Origin of the sequence: Streptomyces sp. NPDC021080, from assembly GCF_044333225.1 — a bacterium.
Classification (GTDB): Bacteria; Actinomycetota; Actinomycetes; order Streptomycetales; family Streptomycetaceae; genus Streptomyces.
The window spans coordinates 165,939-185,817 of sequence record NZ_JBIRQM010000007.1 but is presented as its reverse complement, the minus strand read 5'-3'; the positions used below and the strand labels follow the sequence as shown (position 1 = coordinate 185,817).

General features: G+C 70.7%; 14 protein-coding genes. 7 read left to right on the top strand and 7 right to left on the bottom strand.

Annotated features, from left to right (window positions below):
• Positions 1-33: 33 nt before the first annotated feature.
• A complete protein-coding gene (ileS, locus tag ACH4S8_RS19090) occupies positions 34-3,177 on the bottom strand; it encodes an isoleucine--tRNA ligase (RefSeq protein ID WP_398395376.1) in 3,144 nt (1,047 codons plus the stop codon).
• Positions 3,178-3,759: 582 nt separating this feature from the next.
• Here ileS and ACH4S8_RS19085 point away from each other — a divergent pair.
• From ACH4S8_RS19085 to ACH4S8_RS19065, 5 genes are all read left to right on the top strand, one after another.
• Positions 3,760-4,746, top strand: a complete 987-nt coding sequence (locus tag ACH4S8_RS19085) for a TraR/DksA family transcriptional regulator (RefSeq protein WP_398395374.1) — start codon at positions 3,760-3,762, stop codon at positions 4,744-4,746.
• Between the two features lie 124 nt (positions 4,747-4,870).
• Positions 4,871-5,494: a signal peptidase II gene (lspA, locus tag ACH4S8_RS19080; RefSeq protein ID WP_398395372.1), complete on the top strand. Its 624-nt coding sequence runs from the start codon at positions 4,871-4,873 to the stop codon at positions 5,492-5,494.
• A gap of 128 nt (positions 5,495-5,622) precedes the next feature.
• Complete coding sequence (locus tag ACH4S8_RS19075) at positions 5,623-6,567, top strand: RluA family pseudouridine synthase (RefSeq protein WP_398395370.1); 945 nt, start codon at positions 5,623-5,625, stop codon at positions 6,565-6,567.
• Positions 6,568-6,608: 41 nt separating this feature from the next.
• Positions 6,609-7,067, top strand: coding sequence for a GNAT family N-acetyltransferase (locus ACH4S8_RS19070; RefSeq protein ID WP_398395905.1), 459 nt, complete (start codon positions 6,609-6,611; stop codon positions 7,065-7,067).
• An 80-nt stretch (positions 7,068-7,147) separates the two neighbouring features.
• The gene (locus ACH4S8_RS19065; protein ID WP_398395368.1) at positions 7,148-8,734 is read left to right on the top strand and encodes a Na+/H+ antiporter; all 1,587 of its coding nucleotides are present in this window, start codon (positions 7,148-7,150) and stop codon (positions 8,732-8,734) included.
• 80 nt (positions 8,735-8,814) lie between these two features.
• On the opposite strand, the gene ACH4S8_RS19060 is transcribed toward ACH4S8_RS19065, so the two are convergent.
• Entirely contained in the window at positions 8,815-9,954 is a 1,140-nt protein-coding gene (locus ACH4S8_RS19060; RefSeq protein ID WP_398395366.1) for a mechanosensitive ion channel family protein, read from the bottom strand.
• Positions 9,955-10,113: 159 nt separating this feature from the next.
• On the opposite strand from ACH4S8_RS19060, the gene ACH4S8_RS19055 reads away from it, so the two are divergent.
• Entirely contained in the window at positions 10,114-10,683 is a 570-nt protein-coding gene (locus ACH4S8_RS19055; RefSeq protein ID WP_398395364.1) for a dienelactone hydrolase family protein, read from the top strand.
• 8 nt (positions 10,684-10,691) lie between these two features.
• Here the strand turns inward: ACH4S8_RS19055 and ACH4S8_RS19050 are convergent, their stop codons facing one another.
• From ACH4S8_RS19050 to ACH4S8_RS19035, 4 genes are all read right to left on the bottom strand, one after another.
• Positions 10,692-12,359, bottom strand: a complete 1,668-nt coding sequence (locus ACH4S8_RS19050) for an alkaline phosphatase D family protein (protein ID WP_398395362.1) — start codon at positions 12,357-12,359, stop codon at positions 10,692-10,694.
• Between the two features lie 159 nt (positions 12,360-12,518).
• Positions 12,519-13,364, bottom strand: a complete 846-nt coding sequence (locus tag ACH4S8_RS19045) for a thioredoxin domain-containing protein (RefSeq protein WP_398395360.1) — start codon at positions 13,362-13,364, stop codon at positions 12,519-12,521.
• Between the two features lie 127 nt (positions 13,365-13,491).
• Complete coding sequence (locus tag ACH4S8_RS19040) at positions 13,492-14,178, bottom strand: hypothetical protein (RefSeq protein ID WP_398395358.1); 687 nt, start codon at positions 14,176-14,178, stop codon at positions 13,492-13,494.
• 119 nt (positions 14,179-14,297) lie between these two features.
• A complete protein-coding gene (locus ACH4S8_RS19035) occupies positions 14,298-15,626 on the bottom strand; it encodes a DUF2252 domain-containing protein (RefSeq protein ID WP_398395356.1) in 1,329 nt (442 codons plus the stop codon).
• 265 nt (positions 15,627-15,891) lie between these two features.
• Between ACH4S8_RS19035 and dnaE the strand changes: the two genes are divergently transcribed.
• Complete coding sequence (gene dnaE / locus ACH4S8_RS19030) at positions 15,892-19,431, top strand: DNA polymerase III subunit alpha (RefSeq protein ID WP_398395354.1); 3,540 nt, start codon at positions 15,892-15,894, stop codon at positions 19,429-19,431.
• 114 nt (positions 19,432-19,545) lie between these two features.
• On the opposite strand, the gene ACH4S8_RS19025 is transcribed toward dnaE, so the two are convergent.
• The gene (locus ACH4S8_RS19025) at positions 19,546-19,725 is read right to left on the bottom strand and encodes a hypothetical protein (protein WP_037623327.1); all 180 of its coding nucleotides are present in this window, start codon (positions 19,723-19,725) and stop codon (positions 19,546-19,548) included.
• Positions 19,726-19,879: the final 154 nt, after the last annotated feature.

The window sequence follows — 19,879 nt, the reverse complement described above, 5'->3', positions numbered from 1 at the left end:
CCCCGGGCCTTCGCTGCGGTCGGGCCGCCTTCGCTACGCCTTGCGGAGGCGGAACACCAGGGACAGGCCCTCGTCGGTGAACGGCTCCCCGTACGTGCCGTCGGCCTCGCCCTGGGCGAAGTCCGTCGCGAGGACCTCGTCGGCGATGAGGCCGGCGTGCTCGCCGAGCGCCGCGACGACCGCCGGGTCCGTGGAGGTCCAGCGGAGCGCGATGCGGTCGGCGACGTCGAGGCCGCTGTTCTTGCGGGCCTCCTGGATCAGCCGGATCGCGTCACGGGCGAGGCCCGCCTGCCGCAGCTCCTCGGTGATCTCCAGGTCGAGCGCGACCGTCGCGCCGGAGTCGGAGGCCACCGACCAGCCCTCACGGGGGGTCTCTGTGATGATGACCTCGTCCGGGGCCAGGGTGACGGTCTCGCCGCCGACCTCGACCGACGCGGTGCCCTCGCGCAGCGCGAGGGACAGGGCCGCGGCATCGGCCCCGGCGATGGCCTTCGCCACATCCTGGACGCCCTTGCCGAAGCGCTTGCCCAGCGCGCGGAAGTTCGCCTTCGCGGTGGTGTCGACCAGTGAACCGCCGACCTCGGAGAGCGACGCGAGGGAACTCACATTCAGTTCCTCGGTGATCTGCGCGTGCAGCTCGGGGTCGAGCGTCGCGAAGCCGGTCGCCGCGATCAGCGCGCGCGACAGCGGCTGACGGGTCTTGACGCCCGACTCCGCGCGCGTGGCCCGGCCGAGCTCGACGAGCCGGCGCACGAGCACCATCTGGCGCGACAGCTCCGGGTCGATGACGGACAGGTCCGCCTCGGGCCAGGTCGACAGGTGCACGGACTCGGGGGCGTCCGGGGAGACCGGGACGACCAGGTCCTGCCACACCCGCTCCGTGATGAACGGGGTCAGCGGGGCCATCAGCCGCGTGACCGTCTCCACGACCTCGTGCAGCGTGCGCAGCGCGGCCTTGTCACCCTGCCAGAAGCGGCGGCGGGAGCGGCGCACGTACCAGTTCGAGAGGTCGTCGACGAAGGCCGACAGGAGCTTTCCGGCACGCTGGGTGTCGTACGCCTCCAGAGCCTGCGTCACCTGGTCGGTGAGCGCGTGGAGTTCGGAGAGCAGCCAGCGGTCCAGGACCGGACGGTCCGCCGGAGCCGGATCGGCCTCGCTGGGCGCCCAGTCGCTGGTGCGGGCGTACAGCGCCTGGAAGGCGACGGTGTTCCAGTACGTGAGGAGCGTCTTGCGGACGACCTCCTGGATGGTGCCGTGGCCCACGCGCCGGGCTGCCCACGGGGAGCCGCCGGCCGCCATGAACCAGCGCACCGCGTCGGCGCCGTGCTGGTCCATCAGCGGGATCGGCTGCAGGATGTTGCCCAGGTGCTTGGACATCTTGCGGCCGTCCTCGGCGAGGATGTGGCCGAGGCACACGACGTTCTCGTACGAGGACTTGTCGAACACCAGGGTGCCGACGGCCATCAGCGTGTAGAACCAGCCGCGCGTCTGGTCGATGGCCTCGGAGATGAACTGGGCCGGGTAGCGGCTCTCGAAGATCTCCTTGTTCTTGTACGGGTAGCCCCACTGCGCGAACGGCATCGAACCCGAGTCGTACCAGGCGTCGATGACCTCGGGCACGCGGGTCGCCGTCAGGCCGCAGCCGCCCTCGGGGCAGGGGAAGGTCACCGCGTCGATGTACGGGCGGTGCGGGTCGAGTTCCGACTGGTCGGTGCCGGTCAGCCCGGACAGTTCCGCGCGCGAGCCGACACAGGTGAGGTGGCCCTCCTCGCAGGTCCACAGCGGCAGCGGGGTGCCCCAGTAACGGCTGCGCGAGAGCGCCCAGTCGATGTTGTTGTTCAGCCAGTCGCCGAAGCGGCCGTGCTTGACCGACTCCGGGAACCAGTTGGTCCCCTCGTTCTCCTCCAGGAGACGGTCCTTGACGGCCGTGGTGCGGATGTACCAGGAGGGCTGCGCGTAGTACAACAGCGCGGTGTGGCAGCGCCAGCAGTGCGGGTAACTGTGCTCGTACGGCACGTGCTTGAAGAGCAGGCCGCGGCTCTGGAGGTCCTCGGTGAGCTTTTCGTCCGCCTTCTTGAAGAAGACCCCGCCCACGAGCGGGACGCTCTCCTCGAAGGTGCCGTTCGGGCGGATCGGGTTCACCACCGGGAGGCCGTACGAGCGGCAGACCTTGAGGTCGTCCTCACCGAAGGCGGGGGACTGGTGGACCAGACCCGTACCGTCCTCGGTCGTCACGTACTCGGCGTTGACGACGAAGTGGGCGGGCTCGGGGAACTCGACGAGCTCGAACGGACGTTGATACGTCCAGCGCTCCATCTCGGCACCCGTGAAGGACTCGCCCGTGGTCTCCCAGCCCTCGCCGAGCGCCTTCTCGACGAGCGGCTGCGCGACGACGAGCTGCTCCTCGCCGTTCGTCACGACGGCATAGGTGACACCCGGGTGGGCGGCGACCGCGGTGTTGGACACCAGCGTCCACGGGGTGGTCGTCCACACCAGGAGCGCGGCACGGCCGGCCAGCGGACCGGAGGTGAGCGGGAAACGGACGTACACGGAGGGGTCGACGATCGTCTCGTAGCCCTGGGCCAGCTCGTGGTCGGACAGGCCCGTCTCGTCGCGCGGGCACCAGGGCGCCACGCGGTAGTCCTGGACCAGCAGGCCCTTGTTGAAGATCTCCTTGAGCGACCACCACACGGACTCGATGTACTCGGGGTCCATGGTCCGGTAGGCGTCCTCGAGGTCGACCCAGTAGCCCATGCGGTTCGTCAGCTCGGTGAACGCGTCGGTGTGGCGGGTCACGGACTCGCGGCACCGGTCGTTGAACTCGGCGATGCCGAACGCCTCGATGTCCTGCTTGCCGGTGAAGCCGAGCTCCTTCTCGACCGCCAGCTCCACCGGGAGGCCGTGACAGTCCCAGCCGGCCTTGCGGGCCACGTGGTAGCCGCGCATGGTCCGGAAGCGCGGGAAGACGTCCTTGAAGACGCGCGCTTCGATGTGGTGGGCGCCCGGCATGCCGTTGGCGGTGGGCGGGCCCTCGTAGAACACCCACTCCGGCCGGCCCTCGGACTGCTCGAGGCTCTTGGCGAAGATCTTCTGCTCACGCCAGAAGTCGAGCACGGCGTGCTCGAGGGCGGGCAGGTCGACCTGGGCGGGCACCTGGCGGTACGTCGGCGCTGTCATCGGCGAGCTTCCTCCAACGGACTTTCTGCCTTCCGTCGGAGGGACGAGAGCCGTCTTGCTACGGACGCCGTGTGCGGCGCGCTCCCGCGGTACCACCCTCCTTGGCCCTCCGGCGCGCCGTTCGCGCCGGTGAGCCCCCTCATTGGGGTCGCGATGCCGGGTCTACTGGCCCCACAGGGGTGTTCTGCCGGCGGCTCCGGGGTGATCTTCGCGTCGCGCTCGCCCCCGGGCTTCCACCGTCCCCGGGTCGCTCCTGGCCGCGTACGCCGCTACTCGTCCCCATCCACGCTTCTCGCTGCGCCCAGTGTACGGCGCCCCGGGGACGGCGGCCGACCGGTTTTCCCGGGTCGCCGCCGTGGCCTGCGCGGTGACCCGAATGGCCAGGCGCGCGCGTCCGGATCCCGGGACGCCCGTCCCGGCGGATTACCCGGCGGGGAGCTGGGCACAACGGAGGCAGACTCCCCGCGCGGGGCTCGCGCGGAGGGCGGATCGTGGGCGGCCCCGTTGCCGCGGGCCGGAAGTCGATTTATCGTCCCAGCACGATTCGCGAGCAAGATCACAATATGTGAAGGGGCCGCGGCCATGGTGGCGAAGAAGACCGCCGTACAGCAGTCGGCGTCGGGCAGATCCACGAGTGCGGCGGCCAGGGACGCGGGTGGGAAGAAGAACGAGCGGGCGGCCTCCGCGACCTCCAGGGTGAAGCCGGTGAAGACGGCCTCCGGGGCGGCGGCACCGGCCGCGAGGACGACGCCCGCGAAGTCGGCCGGGACAGGAGCGGCCGCCTCCGGGACGGCGTCCACGAAGACCACGGGCAGGAAGACGGCCGCCGGGAAGACCGGCGCAGGCAGGGCGGCCGCCGGGAAGACGGCGACGGCGACGGCGGCGACGGCGGGGAAACCGGGATCCGGGAAGTCCGCGGCGTCCACCGCGTCCACCGCGTCCACCGCGTCCGCGGCGTCCGCGGCGAAGAAGAGCACGGGCGCGGCGAGGAAGAGCACCGGTACGGCCAGGAGGACGGCCAGGAGGACGGCCGCTTCGGCGGCCCAGGGCGCGGCCGAGGCCGCGAAGACGACGGGAGCCACGACGGTGGTTGCGAAGAAGACCCGTGGCGCGGCCACGGCCGCGAAGAAGGCCACCGCGGTACCGAAGGCGAGGATCGCCGCCGTGGAGCCCGGGGAGCTCGCGGTGCGGCCGGGGGAGGCCCCCTGGACGCCGGAGGAGGTGGGGGCGGCCCGCGCGGAGCTCCAGTCGGAGGTGCTGCGGCTGCGCGCCGAGATCTCCTCGTCCGAGGAGGCGCTCGCGGGCCTGATGCGCGACTCCGGCGACGGCGCCGGAGACGACGAGGCGGACACCGGTACGAAAAACATCACACGCGAGCACGAGATGGCGCTGAACTCGAACGCGCGCGAAACGCTGGAGCAGACCGAGCACGCTCTGGAGCGCCTCGACGCGGGCACCTACGGGCTGTGCGAGAACTGCGGCGATCCCATCGGAAAGGCCCGGATGCAGGCCTTTCCGCGCGCCACCCTGTGCGTCGCGTGCAAGCAGAAGCAGGAGCGCAGGCACTGAGCCCCGGACGCCGCGCGGGAGCGCCGCCGCCTCGCCGCGGTGGGCGCTCCTGAGCAGCGGGGCCCGTGAGCGGGTGCCGTACCCTCGTCCTCAGTCAGGAACCTAGGTCGAGGGACTCACTCACGTGGCAGAGGCGGAGCGCATCATCGGTACGCCGGACATTCCAGGGGCGGCGGGGGCCGAACCGGAACAGTCCGGCGGGAACGCGGCGTCCGGCGACCGGTCCGGCGCCGACGCGCCGGCCCCGGCCGAGCGGCCCAGGGGCAAGCGCAGGATCGCCGTGCTCTTCACGGTGGCCGTACTGGCGTACGCCCTCGATCTCGTCAGCAAGATGATCGTGGTGGCGAAGCTGGAGCACCACGACTCGATCGACATCGCCGGGGACTGGCTGAAGTTCGAGGCGATCCGCAACGCGGGCGCGGCCTTCGGCTTCGGCCAGGCGTTCACGGTCATCTTCACGGTGATCGCGGCGGCGGTGATCGTCGTGATCGCCCGGCTCGCCCGCAAGCTCTACAGCGTGCCGTGGGCCATCGCGCTCGGCCTGCTGCTGGGCGGCGCGCTCGGCAACCTGACCGACCGCGTCTTCCGCTCGCCCGGCGTCTTCGAGGGCGCGGTCGTGGACTTCATCGCACCCAAGCACTTCGCCGTCTTCAACCTCGCCGACTCGGCGATCGTCTGCGGCGGCATCCTGATCGTGCTGCTGTCCTTCCGGGGCCTGGACCCGGACGGCACGGTCCACAAGGACTGACTCGACTCGTCGGAGGCCCGTCCGGGGCCCGTCACGCGGCCCGTACGGCGCCTCGTGGCGGTCCGGAGCGGGCACGGGCGTTCGGGCTGTGGTCCGGCGGTGTCCGAGCCGTCCGGCATACTCGACGGGTGAGTACGATTCCCGAGATCCGCACCCTGCCCGTGCCCGACGGCCTGGAGGGCGAGCGTGTCGACGCCGCCATCTCCCGCATGCTGGGCTTCTCCCGTACCAAGGCCGCGGAGCTCGCCGCGGCGGGCAAGGTGACGATCGACGGATCGGTCGTCGGCAAGTCCGAGCGCGTGCACGGCGGCGCCTGGCTCGAGGTCGAGATGCCCGGGGCCCCGGCGCCCGTGCAGATCGTCGCCGAGCCCGTCGAGGGCATGGAGATCGTCCATGACGACGACGACGTGCTCGTGATCGTCAAGCCCGTCGGTGTGGCCGCCCACCCCAGCCCCGGCTGGTCGGGACCGACCGTCATCGGCGGTCTCGCGGCCGCCGGCTACCGCATCTCGACCTCCGGCGCCGCGGAGCGCCAGGGCATCGTCCACCGCCTGGACGTGGGCACCTCGGGCCTGATGACGGTCGCCAAGTCGGAGCACGCGTACACCTCGCTCAAGCGCCAGTTCAAGGAGCGCACGGTCGACAAGCGCTACCACGCGCTCGTGCAGGGCCACCCGGACCCGACCAGCGGCACCATCGACGCGCCCATCGGACGCCACCCGAACCACGACTACAAGTGGGCGGTCACGGCCGAGGGCAAGCCCTCCGTCACGCACTACGACCTGGTCGAGGCGTTCCGCGCCGCCTCCCTGCTCGACATCAAGCTGGAGACCGGGCGCACCCACCAGATCCGCGTCCACATGTCCGCCCACCGCCACCCCTGCGTCGGCGACCTGACCTACGGCGCGGACCCCACGCTCGCCAAGCGCCTCGGCATCACCCGCCAGTGGCTGCACGCGGTGCGGCTCGGCTTCGAGCACCCCGCGGACGGCCGGTGGGTGGAGTTCGAGAGCGACTACCCCGAGGACCTCCAGCGGGCGCTCGACAAGGTCCGTGAGGAGAGCTGGGCGTGAGCGGCGGTACGGACGGGGCGGCGGGCGCCTCCCCGGCGGGTGTGTACGAGGTGCGCGTCGCCGAGCACGCCGGAGACCGCGAGGCCTGCTTCGCGGTGCGCAAGGACGTCTTCGTCGGCGAACAGGGCGTGCCCGAGGACATCGAGTACGACGCGTACGACCCCGGCGCCCTGCACGTGCTGGCGATCCGCGAGGACGGCGTGCCGCTCGGCACCGGGCGTCTCCTCCAGGGCGAGGCGGCCGCGGCGAAGGTCGGCGGGGATCCGGCCGTCGGCTCGCTCGGGCGGCTCGCCGTGACCCGCGAGGCGCGCGGGCTCGGCGTCGGCGCCGCGCTCGTGCGGGCCATCGAGACCGCCGCACGCGCGCGGGGGCTGGCCGCGGTGGACCTGCACGCGCAGACCCACGCGCTGGGGTTCTACGAACGGCTCGGGTACGTGGCCTACGGTCCGGAGTTCGCGGACGCGGGAATGCCGCACCGCGCGATGCGCAAGGCGCTGTGAGCCGGGGATCGCCGTAGCCGCGTGGCACGCTTGGGGTCTGGATCGCCTTTGATCGTCTAGACCCCGCCGGAGCGCTGACCGTGGATCAGTTGGCCCTGCTGTTCGTGCTGCTGCTCGGGGCCGTGGTCAGCGTCCCGCTCGGAGAGCGGTGGGGGCTTCCCTCTCCGGTCCTCGTGACCCTGCTCGGCATGGTGCTGGCCGTGCTGGACTTCGTCCCGAACGTGGACATCCCGCCGGAACTGATCCTGCCCGCGCTGCTGCCGCCGCTGCTGTACGCCGCGGTGCGCCGCACCTCGTGGCGACAGTTCGCCGCGAACAGACGCCCGATCTTCCTGCTCGCCGTGGCCCTGGTGTTCGTCACCACGCTGGCCGTCGCGGGCGTCGCGAGCTCGATCGTGCCGGGCCTGCCGCTCGCCGCCGCCTTCGCGCTCGGCGCTCTCGTGGCACCCCCGGACCCGGTCGCCGCGACCGCCGTCGCGGGACAGCTCGGGCTGCCGCGCCGCCTGGTGTCGATCCTGGAGGGGGAGGGGCTCTTCAACGACGTGACGGCGATCGTGCTGTACCACGTCGCGATCGCCGCCGCGGTCAGCGGCAGCTTCTCGCCCTGGCGGGCCGGACTCGACTTCGTGCTCTCCGCCGTCGTCGCGCTCGCCGTCGGACTGGCCCTCGGATGGGCCGCGAACAAACTGATGACCCTGGTCGGCGACGCCCCCCTCCAGGTCGGCCTCACCCTGCTGGTGCCGTACGCCGCGTACGTGCTGGCCGAGGAACTGCACGGATCGGGCGTGCTCGCCGTGCTCGTCACCGCGCTGTTCCTGGCCGAGTACGCCACCGACGCCGACGACGTCGCGACCCGGCTCGCCGGGGCGACCGTGTGGGAGGTGGTGGACACGCTCGTCACCGGGGTCGCGTTCGGGCTCATCGGCCTCGAACTGCACAACGCGATCCGTACGGCGGCGGGACGCTGGGCGGAGATGCTCGGCTGGGCCGCCACGATCGTGGTGGTGGTCGTGCTCGTACGGCTGGCCTGGCTGCTGCCCGCGACCTGGCTGACCAAACGCCTGCACGCCAAGCGGGACTACGACGAGGAGATCCCGACCTCGTGGCGCGAGACCGTGGTCATGTGGTGGGCCGGGATGCGCGGGGTCGCCTCCGTGGCCCTGGCGCTCGCCATTCCGCTGAGGATGGACGACGGGTCACCGTTCCCCGACCGGGACGAGATCGTGTTCATCGCCTTCGGGGTGATCATGGCGACCCTGGTGCTCCAGGGGCTCACCCTGCCGTGGCTGGTCAGGAGACTCGGGGTGCGGGCCGACGAGGACGTCGAGAAGGCCTTCGAGAAGGAGCTCGCGGTACGGGCCGCCAAGGCCGCGCGGCGCAGGCTGCGCGAGATCGAGGAGGTGGAGGAGCTGCCGGAGGAGGTCTCCGAGCAACTGCTGCGCCGGGCCTTCGAGATCGGTGTGCGGATCAGCCCCGACATGGGGGACGAGGAGCGGCGCGAGGCGCATGTGCAGCGGGTCCGGCGGATGAAGCGGATGCGGCGGATCCAGGGGGAGATGATGAGCGCGGCCCGGCACGAGGTGCTGTCCGCGCGCAACGAGCCCGGCGCCGACCCGGAGATCGTGGACCGCGTCCTGAGACACCTCGACGTCCGCAGCCTCCGCTGACGCCTGCCGGCGCGTCCGCCGGCGCCCCTGTGCCACCGGCGCCGGGTGCGTTCACCCGGCGCCGGATGCGCCGCCCGGGCTCAGGCGCGGCCCGGGCCGGTGCGGGGTGGTTCGTGGGGGTGGTGGGCGTGGTTCGCACGGGCCGCCGCCGCGTTCGGTTCCGCGCGGTCCGGACGCGGGTTCTGCCGGGGGAGCGCCGCCTCGGCGGTGTTGACGCGGGGGAGCGCGTAGGGGTGCTGCTCCGCCAGCCAGCGGATCAGCTGCTCGCGGACCGTGACCCGTACCGTCCAGATGTCGTCCGCGTCCTTCGCGGTGACCAGGGCGCGCACCTGCATGGTGTTGGGCGTCGAGTCGGTGACGGCGAGGCCGTGGTCGCGGCCGTCCCAGGCCGGGCACTCGCGCAGGATGTCGCGCAGCTTCCCGCGCATCGCCTCCACCGGGGCGGAGTGGTCGAGGTGCAGGAAGACGATGCCGGTCATCTGGGGGGTGCCGCGCGACCAGTTCTCGAACGGCTTCGAGGTGAAGTACGACACCGGCATGGTGATCCGGCGCTCGTCCCACGTCCGCACCGTCAGGAACGTGAGGGTGATCTCCTCGACCGTGCCCCACTCGCCGTCGACCACCACCGTGTCGCCGAGCCGCACCATGTCGCCGAAGGCGATCTGCAGACCGGCGAAGAGGTTCGCGAGCGTGGACTGGGCGGCGACACCGGCGACGATGCCGAGGACCCCTGCCGAGGCCAGCAGCGAGGCGCCGGCCGCCCGCATCGCGGGGAAGGTGAGCAGCATCGCGGCGGCCGCGACGACGCCGACGACCGCGGTGACCACCCGCTGGATCAGGGTGACCTGGGTGCGGACCCGGCGGATCCGGGCCGGGTCGCGGTGGGCGTTCGCGTAGCGGCTGTACGACGTCTCGACGACCGCCGTGGCGATGCTCACCACCAGCCAGGCGGCGGCGCCGATGAGGATCAGGGTCAGCGTCCGGCCGATGCCGACCCGGTGCTCGACCAGGAGCCGCGCCTGGTCGTAGGAGCCTCTGAGCAGGGCCGCGAACAGGACCAGCTGGAAGGGGACACGGCCGCGGCGGAGCAGACCCCACAGGGACGGCTCGCTGTGCCGGTCGTCGGCCCGGCGCAACAGACGGTCGACGGACCATCCGATGAGCAGGGTGAGGACGACCGAGCCACCGACGACGATCACCGGGCGCAGTACGTTCTCCATGCCTGAGAAGCTAACCGGCCGTCGGCGTCATGAACATGTGTTCTCGGGGCGGAACGGGGTATCCCAGGGGGCTCGTTCCGGGGCGCCCGGCCGCCGGCTCCGTTCCCCCGCGGGACGGCCGGACCGGTGCTGTCGGTGCCGGCTGGCACCATGGAGTCCATGAACATCATGCTCTTTCACTCGACCTACGGCCTGCGGCCGGCGGTGCGCGCGGCGGCGGACCGGCTGCGGGCCGCGGGCCACGAGGTGTGGACCCCCGACCTCTTCGAGGGACGCACCTTCGAGACCGTCGAGGAGGGCATGGCCTTCAGCGACGGGATCGGCAAGGACGAGCTGCTCAAGCGGGCGGTCCTGGCCGCCGCGCCCTACTCGGAGCGCGGCCTGGTCTACGCGGGCTTCTCCCTCGGCGCCTCGGTGGGCCAGACCCTGGCCCTCGGCGACGAGAAGGCCCGCGGGCTGCTCCTGCTGCACGGCACCTCGGACATCGCCGAGAGCGCGTCCGTGGACGACCTGCCGGTCCAGCTGCACGTCGCCGAGCCCGACCAGTTCGAGACGGACGACTGGCTGAGCGCCTGGTATCTGCAGATGCAGAGAACCGGAGCCGACGTGGAGATCTACCGCTACGCGGGAGCCGGCCACCTCTACACGGACCCGGACCTGCCGGACTACGACGCCGAGGCCGCCGAGGCCACCTGGAAGGTGGCACTCGGCTTCCTCGACTCGTTGTAGCCCGGGGCCTACACCGGGTCGTACGTCCGCTCCACCGTCTGCGTGCCGCTGCGGGTGCGGTACGAACGGGCCCAGGACGAGGTCGCGTTCGGGTTCGCCCGGTCGGAGATCACGTAGTAGTCCATCTGGGCGCGGTCGGCGGTGACGTCCAGGACGCCGTAGCCGTGGCGGTCGGTGTCGACCCAGTGGACATGGCGGTTGGCCGCGCGGATGACCGGGGAGGCGACCGCCGAGACGACTCCCTCGGGGACCTTGACGATGTCGTCGAGGTTGTCGGAGGTCATCGAGGTGACCACGAACTCCGTGGCGGCGGAGGGGGACAGCGGGTACGTGCCGGCGTCCACCGGCACGTCGTTGGCCCACGCCATGTGGATGTCACCGGTCAGGAAGACCGTGTTGCGGATCGCGTTGGAGCGCAGGTGCGCGAGCAGTTCGCGGCGGTCGTCGGTGTAGCCGTCCCACTGGTCGGTGTTGACGGCGATGCCCTCCTGCGGCAGCCCGAGCAGCTTGGCGAGCGGCTTGAGCAGGTCGGCGGAGAGGGAGCCCACGGCGAACGGCGAGATCATCACCGAGTTCCCGACCAGACGCCAGGCGGTGTCGGAGGACTTGAGCCCGGCCTTCAGCCAGTCGAGCTGGGCGCGGCCGGTGATCGTACGGTCCGGGTCGTCGACCGAACCGCTGGCGGTGGACGCCTGCTGCGACCGGAAGGAGCGCAGGTCGAGCAGGGCGAGGTCGGCGAGCTTGCCGAAGCGCAGCCTGCGGTAGGTGGTGCCGGCGATGGCCGGACGGACCGGCATCCACTCGAAGTAGGCCTGCTTCGCGGCCGCCTGACGGTCCGACCAGGCGCCCTCGGCACCCTCGGTGTGGTTGACCGCGCCGCCCGACCAGGAGTTGTCGGCGAACTCGTGGTCGTCCCAGATCGCGACGACCGGCGCCTTGTGGTGCAGGGCCTGGAGGTCCGGGTCGGTCTTGTAACGGCCGTGCCGGGTGCGGTAGTCGGCGAGGGTGAGGATCTCGTTCGCGGGGGAGTGCGGCCGTACGACCGTGCCGCGGGTGCCGTACTCGCCGGACTTGTACTCGTAGATGTAGTCGCCGAGGTGCAGCCAGGCGTCCAGGTCGCCCCGGGCCGCGAGGTGGCGGTACGCCGAGAAGTAGCCGGCCTCCCAGTTGGCGCAGGAGACCACGCCGAAGCGCAGGCCCGGCACGGCCGCGTCGGCCGCCGGCGCGGTGCGGGTACGCGCCGCCGGTGAGTCGGTGCCGCCCGCCGAGAAGCGGAACCAGTAGTCGGTGGCCGGGGCCAGACCACGGATGTCGGCCTTGACCGTGTGGTCGGAGGCGGCCGTCGCGACGGTGGAACCGGTGGCGACGACGGACGTGAACGCCTTGTCCCGGGCGACGGTCCAGCTCACCTCGGTGTCCGGGCCGATCCCGGAGCCGGGTATCGCGTCGGCGCCGGGCGTCACCCGGGTCCACAGCAGGATGCCGTCGGGCAGCGGGTCGCCCGAGGCGACTCCGTGCAGGAAGGCGGGCGCCTCGGCGGCGCGGGCGGGCAGTGCGGCCGCGAGCGGGGCGGCGAGGACGGCGGTGGCGGCCGCGGCCTTGACGACCGTACGGCGGCGCGGGGCGCGGGAGTTGAGGGCGTCCCCGGAGTTGGTTGATCTGTGTCGACTGGTCACGGGCGATGAGGTTACCGATCGGTACAAGCCAAGAGCGGGCGAACCGGAAAAGTTCGCCCGCTCTTCGGCTTTTCGCCGCTCAGGTCACTCGGGTCACACAGGTCGCCGGAGCCGGCCCCCGCTCCCGGTGCGGTCCGGGGGCGCCGCGGCGCCGGTGGGTCAGCCCTTGAGGGCCGCGTCGATCGCCGTGTTGAAGTTGGCGACCGTCATCGGCGCGTTGCCGTCCGGGCCGGTGACCTTCTTGCCGTCCATCACCAGGCTCGGCGTGCCGGTGACGCCGTCCTTGTTGGTGTTCCAGGTCTCGGACATGGCCAGCGCCCAGGCGTCGTACGTGCCGTTCTTGACGGCGTTCTGGAACCCGGTGTTGTTCTTGAGCGCGGGGACGGTGTTCGCGACCTTGATGAGGTAGGCGTCGTCCTTGAACTTGTCGGTCGTCTCGTCGGGGTGGTACTTCGCCGAGTAGAGCGCGCTCTTGTACTCCAGGAACGCCTCCGGGCTCACGTTCAGCGCGGCGCCCATCGCGCTCATCGTGTTCTTCGAGCCCTCGCCGCGGGAGCCGATCGAGATCTTGCCGTTCTTGTCGGAGTCGCCGTCGAGGAACGTGCCGCCGATGTACTGGATCTTGAACTTGCCGGCGTCGAGGTCCTTCTGGACGGTCGGGCCGACGGTCTGCTCGAAGGAGGCGCAGATCGGGCAGCGCGGGTCCTCGTACAGCTTGAGGGTCTTCTTCGCGGTGTCCTTGCCGATGACGACGGTCGTGCCGTCCTTGCCCGTCGTGTTGGCCGGGGCGACCACCTTGTCGCTCGCGACGGCCTCCCACTGGGACGGCTTGTTGTTCTGCACGACCGCGTAGCCGATGCCGCCCGCGATCGCGAGGACGGCGACGAGGGAACCGGCCACGATCGCCTGGCGCTTGATCTTGTCGCGCTTGGCCTGGCGCTCGCGCTCCAGGCGCAGCCTCTCGCGCGCCGCCGTCTTCGACGCCTGGCTGTTCCGCTTGCTCATAGTGGTGTTCTCCATCGGGGACGCGCACAACGTGGTACGCGGAATACGTAAGGGGGACTGCTGGTGCTCAGTGCGGTTCCGGGGAACGTTCGTCCGTTCGCACAGGGTGGCCCGGATGCGGGCCGGATCAGGCGAGAACGGTCCGGCGGGGCGGTCCGCGGCGTCCCAGGGAGTGCACGAGCAGGAGAGCGCGGGCGGCGGCCGGCCGGGGCGCGGTGCGCGGCAGCGGACGGGCCGGGGCGAGCGGTGCGGTCACCGCGGCGACCGCGAGCAGCAGCGGCCGGAAGGTCGAGGCGGCCACCGCGCGCAGCAGCTGGTCCAGGGCGCGCTCGCCCCGGCGCAGCCACGCGGCCGCGAGCAGGCCGACGGCGACGTGCGCGCCGAGCAGCAGCCAGGCGGCGGCCGGGTCGGCGTGCGCGAGCAGGGCGGCGGCACGGTCGGGGGCGCCGCCGGTCACCCGGGACAGCGGGGTCCCCACACTGCCGCCGCCGCACAGCACGTCGAGGCCGACCGAGCGCAGCGGGCCCGTGACCGGACCGCCCGCGCTGCCGTAACAGACGTGCTGGCCCGTCGTGAACACGGTGTCGGCGGCCAGTTCCAGCGGGACGAGCAGGGCGGCGATGCGGCCGAAGCCGCGCTCGCGGCCCGCGAGCGCGAAGGACAGCGCGAAGACGGCGGTGCTGATCGCGGCCACGGTGGTGAGCGGCAGCGGCATCCGGGACAGCAGCACGTGCGACGCGGCGGAGAGCGTCACGACGACAGCCGTGAACACGGCCGCGCGCGCGGCTCTGAGCTGGGTCCCGGATACGTCCATAGCGGAGGTGAGTCTCCCACGCCCTCCCGTAAGAGTCCCCTAAAGGGTTCCTGTGTGTGACGGAAGCGTCGTGGGGCGGCCGGTCGCGGGGCGTGCGACCCCGCGGCCGGCCGCGCGCCCTACAGTCCCGGGATCCGCCCGTTGCGGAACAGGTCCACGAAGATCTGGTGGTCACCGCGCGCCCGCGAGCCGTAGCTGTGCGCGAAGTCCACCAGGAGGTCGGCGAAGCCGTCCTCGTCGGCCGCGATGGCCGCGTCGATGGCCCGCTCCGTGGAGAAGGGCACCAGCTCCGAGTGGCCGCTCTCGTCGTCCGCCGCCGCGTGCATCGTGGCCGTGGACCGGCCGAGGTCCGCGACCACCGAGGCGATCTCCTCGGGGTCGTCGATGTCGCCCCAGTCCAGGTCCACCGCGTACGGAGAGACCTCGGCGACCAGCTGGCCCGCGCCGTCCAGCTCGGTCCAGCCCAGCCACGGGTCGGCGTGCGCCTGCAGGGCGCGCTGCGAGATCACCGTGCGGTGGCCCTCGTGCCGGAAGTAGCCGCGGATGGCGGAGTCGGTGATGTGCCGGGAGACGGCCGGGGTCTGGGCCTGCTTGATGTAGATCACCACATCGTTCTCCAGGGCGTCGCTGTTGCCCTCCAGGAGGATGTTGTACGACGGCAGGCCGGCCGAGCCGATGCCGATGCCGCGGCGGCCCACGACGTCCTTCACGCGGTACGAGTCCGGGCGGGTCAGCGAGGACTCCGGGAGCGTCTCCAGGTAGCCGTCGAAGGCCGCGAGGACCTTGTAGCGGGTGGCGGCGTCCAGCTCGATGGAACCGCCGCCCGGCGCGAAGCGGCGCTCGAAGTCGCGGATCTCGGTCATCGACTCCAGGAGCCCGAAGCGGGTCAGGGAGCGGGCGTCGCGCAGCGCGTCCAGGAGCGGGCCCTCGGCGGTGTCCAGCGTGAAGGGCGGCACCTCGTCGTTCTTGGCGCCGGTGGCCAGGGCGTGGATGCGCTCGCGGTAGGCGGCCGCGTAGACCCGCACCAGCTCGGTGATCTGCTCGTCGCTGAGCGCCTTCGCGTAGCCGATGAGGGCCACGGAGGCGGCGAAGCGCTTGAGGTCCCAGGTGAAGGGGCCCACATAGGCCTCGTCGAAGTCGTTCACGTTGAAGATCAGACGGCCCTGGGCGTCCATGTACGTGCCGAAGTTCTCGGCGTGCAGGTCGCCGTGGATCCACACGCGCGAGGTGCGCTCGTCCAGGTACGGGCCGCCCCGCTTGTCCTGGTCGAGGTCGTGGTAGAAGAGCGCAGCCGTGCCGCGGTAGAACGCGAAGGCGGAGGCCGCCATCTTGCGGAACTTCACCCGGAACGCGGCCGGGTCGGCGGCCAGGAGCTCGCCGAAGGCGGTGTCGAAGACGGCGAGGATCTGCTCGCCGCGTCGCTCGGCGCTGAGCTGCGGAACCGACATCGCTGGGTGCCTCCTGGTGCAGGTGGTGCATGACATGACGGGACGGGCGCGCCGCCCCGGGACAAAGGGTCCGTCCACTTCCAACGGACGAACATACGCGGGAGTGCCCGGGTTCCGGTGGCGAACGCACACCCCGGGCACCGGAACCCGTACGACGGTACGGATGATCCTCCGCCGGGTGTCAGTCCCGCGGCATAGACTTCGACGCTGACCCCCCAGACTGTCCGCAGCCTGTAACCGATGGTTCTTCCTGGAGGCCGAAACCGTGTCGAAGCCGCCGTTCACGCACCTGCACGTCCACACCCAGTACTCGCTGCTGGACGGTGCCGCACGGCTCAAGGACATGTTCGACGCGTGCAACGACATGGGCATGACCCACATCGCGATGAGCGACCACGGCAACCTCCACGGGGCCTACGACTTCTTCCACACGGCGAAGAAGGCCGGCGTCACCCCGATCATCGGCATCGAGGCCTACGTCGCCCCGGAGTCCCGGCGCAACAAGCGCAAGATCCAGTGGGGCCAGCCGCACCAGAAGCGCGACGACGTGTCCGGTTCGGGCGGTTACACGCACAAGACGATCTGGGCGGCGAACCGGACGGGTCTGCACAACCTCTTCAAGCTCTCCTCGGACGCCTACGCCGAGGGCTGGCTCCAGAAGTGGCCCCGGATGGACAAGGAGACGATCTCCCAGTGGTCGGAGGGGCTCATCGCCTCCACCGGCTGCCCCTCCGGCGAACTCCAGACGAGGCTGCGCCTCGGCCAGTTCGACGAGGCCCTGAAGTCGGCCGCCGAGTACCAGGACATCTTCGGCAAGGAGCGCTACTTCCTGGAGCTGATGGACCACGGCATCGAGATCGAGCGCCGGGTCCGCGACGGGCTCCTGGAGATCGGCAAGAAGCTCGGCATCCCGCCGCTGGTGACGAACGACTCGCACTACACGTACGCGCACGAGGCGACCGCGCACGACGCGCTGCTGTGCATCCAGACCGGCAAGAACCTCTCCGACCCGGACCGCTTCCGCTTCGACGGCACCGGCTACTACCTGAAGTCCACGGACGAGATGTACGCGATCGACTCCTCGGACGCCTGGCAGGAGGGCTGCGCCAACACCCTCCTGGTGGCCGAGCAGATCGACACGACCGGCATGTTCGAGGCGAAGAACCTCATGCCGAAGTTCGACATCCCGGACGGCTACACCGAGGTCACCTGGTTCCGGGCGGAGACCATGCGCGGCATGGAGCGCCGCTTCCCCGGCGGCATCCCGGAAGACCGGATGAAGCAGGTCGAGTACGAGATGGACACCATCATCTCGATGGGGTTCCCGGGCTACTTCCTCGTGGTCGCCGACTTCATCATGTGGGCCAAGAAGCAGGGCATCGCGGTCGGCCCCGGCCGAGGCTCCGCAGCCGGTTCGATCGTCGCCTACGCCATGGGCATCACCGACCTCGACCCGATCCCGCACGGCCTGATCTTCGAGCGCTTCCTCAACCCCGAGCGCATCTCCATGCCCGACGTCGACATCGACTTCGACGAGCGTCGGCGCGTCGAGGTGATCCGGTACGTGACGGAGAAGTACGGATCCGACAAGGTCGCCATGATCGGCACCTACGGCAAGATCAAGGCCAAGAATGCGATCAAGGACTCGGCGCGCGTGCTGGGCTACCCGTACGCGATGGGCGACCGGCTCACCAAGGCGATGCCCGCCGACGTCCTCGGCAAGGGCATCGACCTCAACGGCATCACCGACCCCTCGCACCCGCGCTACAGCGAGGCGGGCGAGATCCGCGGGATGTACGAGAACGAACCGGACGTGAAGAAGGTCATCGACACCGCCAAGGGCGTCGAGGGCCTGGTCCGGCAGATGGGCGTGCACGCGGCCGGCGTGATCATGTCCAGCGAGCCCATCGTCGACCACGCGCCCATCTGGGTGCGGCACACCGACGGCGTGACCATCACCCAGTGGGACTACCCGCAGTGCGAGTCGCTCGGCCTGCTGAAGATGGACTTCCTGGGCCTGCGCAACCTGACGATCATGGACGACGCCGTCAAGATGGTGAAGTCCAACAAGGGCATCGATCTCGACCTGCTGGCCCTGCCTCTGGACGATCCGAAGACCTTCGAACTGCTCCAGCGCGGCGACACCCTCGGCGTCTTCCAGTTCGACGGCGGCCCCATGCGCTCGCTGCTGCGCCTGATGAAGCCCGACAACTTCGAAGACATCTCCGCCGTCTCCGCGCTCTACCGTCCCGGCCCGATGGGCATGGACTCGCACACCAACTACGCGCTGCGCAAGAACAAGCTCCAGGAGATCACGCCGATCCACAAGGAGCTGGAGGCGCCGCTCGAAGAGGTCCTCGCGGTCACCTACGGCCTGATCGTCTACCAGGAGCAGGTGCAGAAGGCCGCGCAGATCATCGCGGGCTACTCGCTCGGCGAGGCCGACATCCTGCGCCGCGTGATGGGCAAGAAGAAGCCCGACGAGCTGGCGAAGAACTTCACCATCTTCCAGGCCGGCGCGAAGAAGAACGGCTACAGCGACGAGGCGATCCAGGCCCTGTGGGACGTACTGGTCCCGTTCGCCGGCTACGCCTTCAACAAGGCGCACTCGGCCGCGTACGGCCTGGTCTCGTACTGGACCGCCTACCTGAAGGCGAACCACCCCGCCGAGTACATGGCCGGGCTGCTGACCTCCGTCAAGGACGACAAGGACAAGTCGGCCGTCTACCTCAACGAGTGCCGGCGCATGGGCATCAAGGTGCTGCCGCCCAACGTGAACGAGTCCGAGCAGAACTTCGCCGCGCAGGGCGACGACGTGATCCTCTTCGGCCTCTCGGCCGTCCGCAACGTCGGCACCAACGTGGTGGAGTCGATCATCCGCAGCCGCAAGGCCAAGGGGAAGTACGCCTCCTTCCCCGACTACCTCGACAAGGTCGAGGCGGTCGCCTGCAACAAGCGCACCACAGAGTCGCTGATCAAGGCGGGCGCGTTCGACACGATGGGGCACACCCGCAAGGGCCTCACCGCGCAGTTCGAGCCGATGATCGACAACGTGGTGGCGGTCAAGCGCAAGGAGGCCGAGGGCCAGTTCGACCTCTTCGGCGGCATGGGGGACGAGGACACCAGCGAGCCCGGCTTCGGGCTCGACGTCGAGTTCACCACCGACGAGTGGGACAAGGCCTACCTGCTCGCCCAGGAGCGGGAGATGCTCGGCCTGTACGTCTCCGACCACCCGCTCTTCGGGCTGGAGCACGTCCTGTCCGACAAGGCCGACGCGGGCATCTCCCAGCTGACCGGCGGCGAGCACGCGGACGGCGCGGTCGTCACGATCGGCGGCATCATCTCGGGCCTGCAGCGCAAGATGACCAAGCAGGGCAACGCCTGGGCGATCGCCACCGTGGAGGACCTCGCGGGCTCCATGGAGTGCATGTTCTTCCCCGCGACCTACCAGCTGGTGTCGACCCAACTGGTCGAGGACGCGGTCGTCTTCGTCAAGGGACGCCTCGACAAGCGCGAGGACGTGCCCCGGCTGGTCGCGATGGAACTCCAGGTGCCGGACCTGTCGAACGCGGGCACCAACGCTCCCGTGATCCTCACCATCCCGGCGCTGAAGGTGACCCCGCCGATGGTCAGCCGTCTCGGTGAGATCCTCAGCCACCACAAGGGTGAGAGCGAGGTCCGCATCCGGCTCCAGGGCCCGAGCAGGACCACGGTGCTGCGGCTCGACCGGCACCGGGTGAAGCCGGACCCGGCGCTCTTCGGCGATCTGAAGGTGCTGCTCGGCCCGGCCTGCCTGGCCGGCTGACGACCGCACGGACCGGCGGAGCCGGCCGGGACATACCGACGCACCGAGGGGCGCATCCTGTACGGGATGCGCCCCTCGGTGCGTGTCTGGGCCTCAACGGCCCGCGCCACGGCCTCAGTTGTGGCCGAAACGCCTCTGATGCTTACGGGCAACATCAGCGGGGCTGCCCTGGGCCTGCGACATCGGCGACTGCTGTGCCTGCGCCGACGACCGCTGTGCATGCTCCTGCGCACGCTCTGCCTGCGAGGAGCGGTCCTGCTGGCCGCCCTGCTTGCGATTCTTGTTCTTGGCCATGGTGATCTGCCTCCTGTGGGGGATCTAGGGGCCAGGGCCGCGACCAGATTCACATAGGCTGACAAGCAGCGCATTTCGTAGAATTACCGTGCGTAATAAGACCTGTCGTCAGGTGTTCTTCCGATCCGCCACGCCGAAGATCGAGTTCCGGCCG

What these genes read in the sequence shown, in the direction of transcription:
- ACH4S8_RS19060 (WP_398395366.1), bottom strand. Translation starts at nt 9,954, where the DNA reads ATGGAGAACGTACTGCGCCCGGTGATCGTCGTCGGTGGCTCGGTCGTC.
- ACH4S8_RS19025 (WP_037623327.1), bottom strand. Translation starts at nt 19,725, where the DNA reads ATGGCCAAGAACAAGAATCGCAAGCAGGGCGGCCAGCAGGACCGCTCC.
- ACH4S8_RS19040 (WP_398395358.1), bottom strand. Translation starts at nt 14,178, where the DNA reads ATGGACGTATCCGGGACCCAGCTCAGAGCCGCGCGCGCGGCCGTGTTC.
- ileS (WP_398395376.1), bottom strand. Translation starts at nt 3,177, where the DNA reads ATGACAGCGCCGACGTACCGCCAGGTGCCCGCCCAGGTCGACCTGCCC.
- ACH4S8_RS19035 (WP_398395356.1), bottom strand. Translation starts at nt 15,626, where the DNA reads ATGTCGGTTCCGCAGCTCAGCGCCGAGCGACGCGGCGAGCAGATCCTC.
- ACH4S8_RS19085 (WP_398395374.1), top strand. Translation starts at nt 3,760, where the DNA reads ATGGTGGCGAAGAAGACCGCCGTACAGCAGTCGGCGTCGGGCAGATCC.
- ACH4S8_RS19055 (WP_398395364.1), top strand. Translation starts at nt 10,114, where the DNA reads ATGAACATCATGCTCTTTCACTCGACCTACGGCCTGCGGCCGGCGGTG.
- ACH4S8_RS19045 (WP_398395360.1), bottom strand. Translation starts at nt 13,364, where the DNA reads ATGAGCAAGCGGAACAGCCAGGCGTCGAAGACGGCGGCGCGCGAGAGG.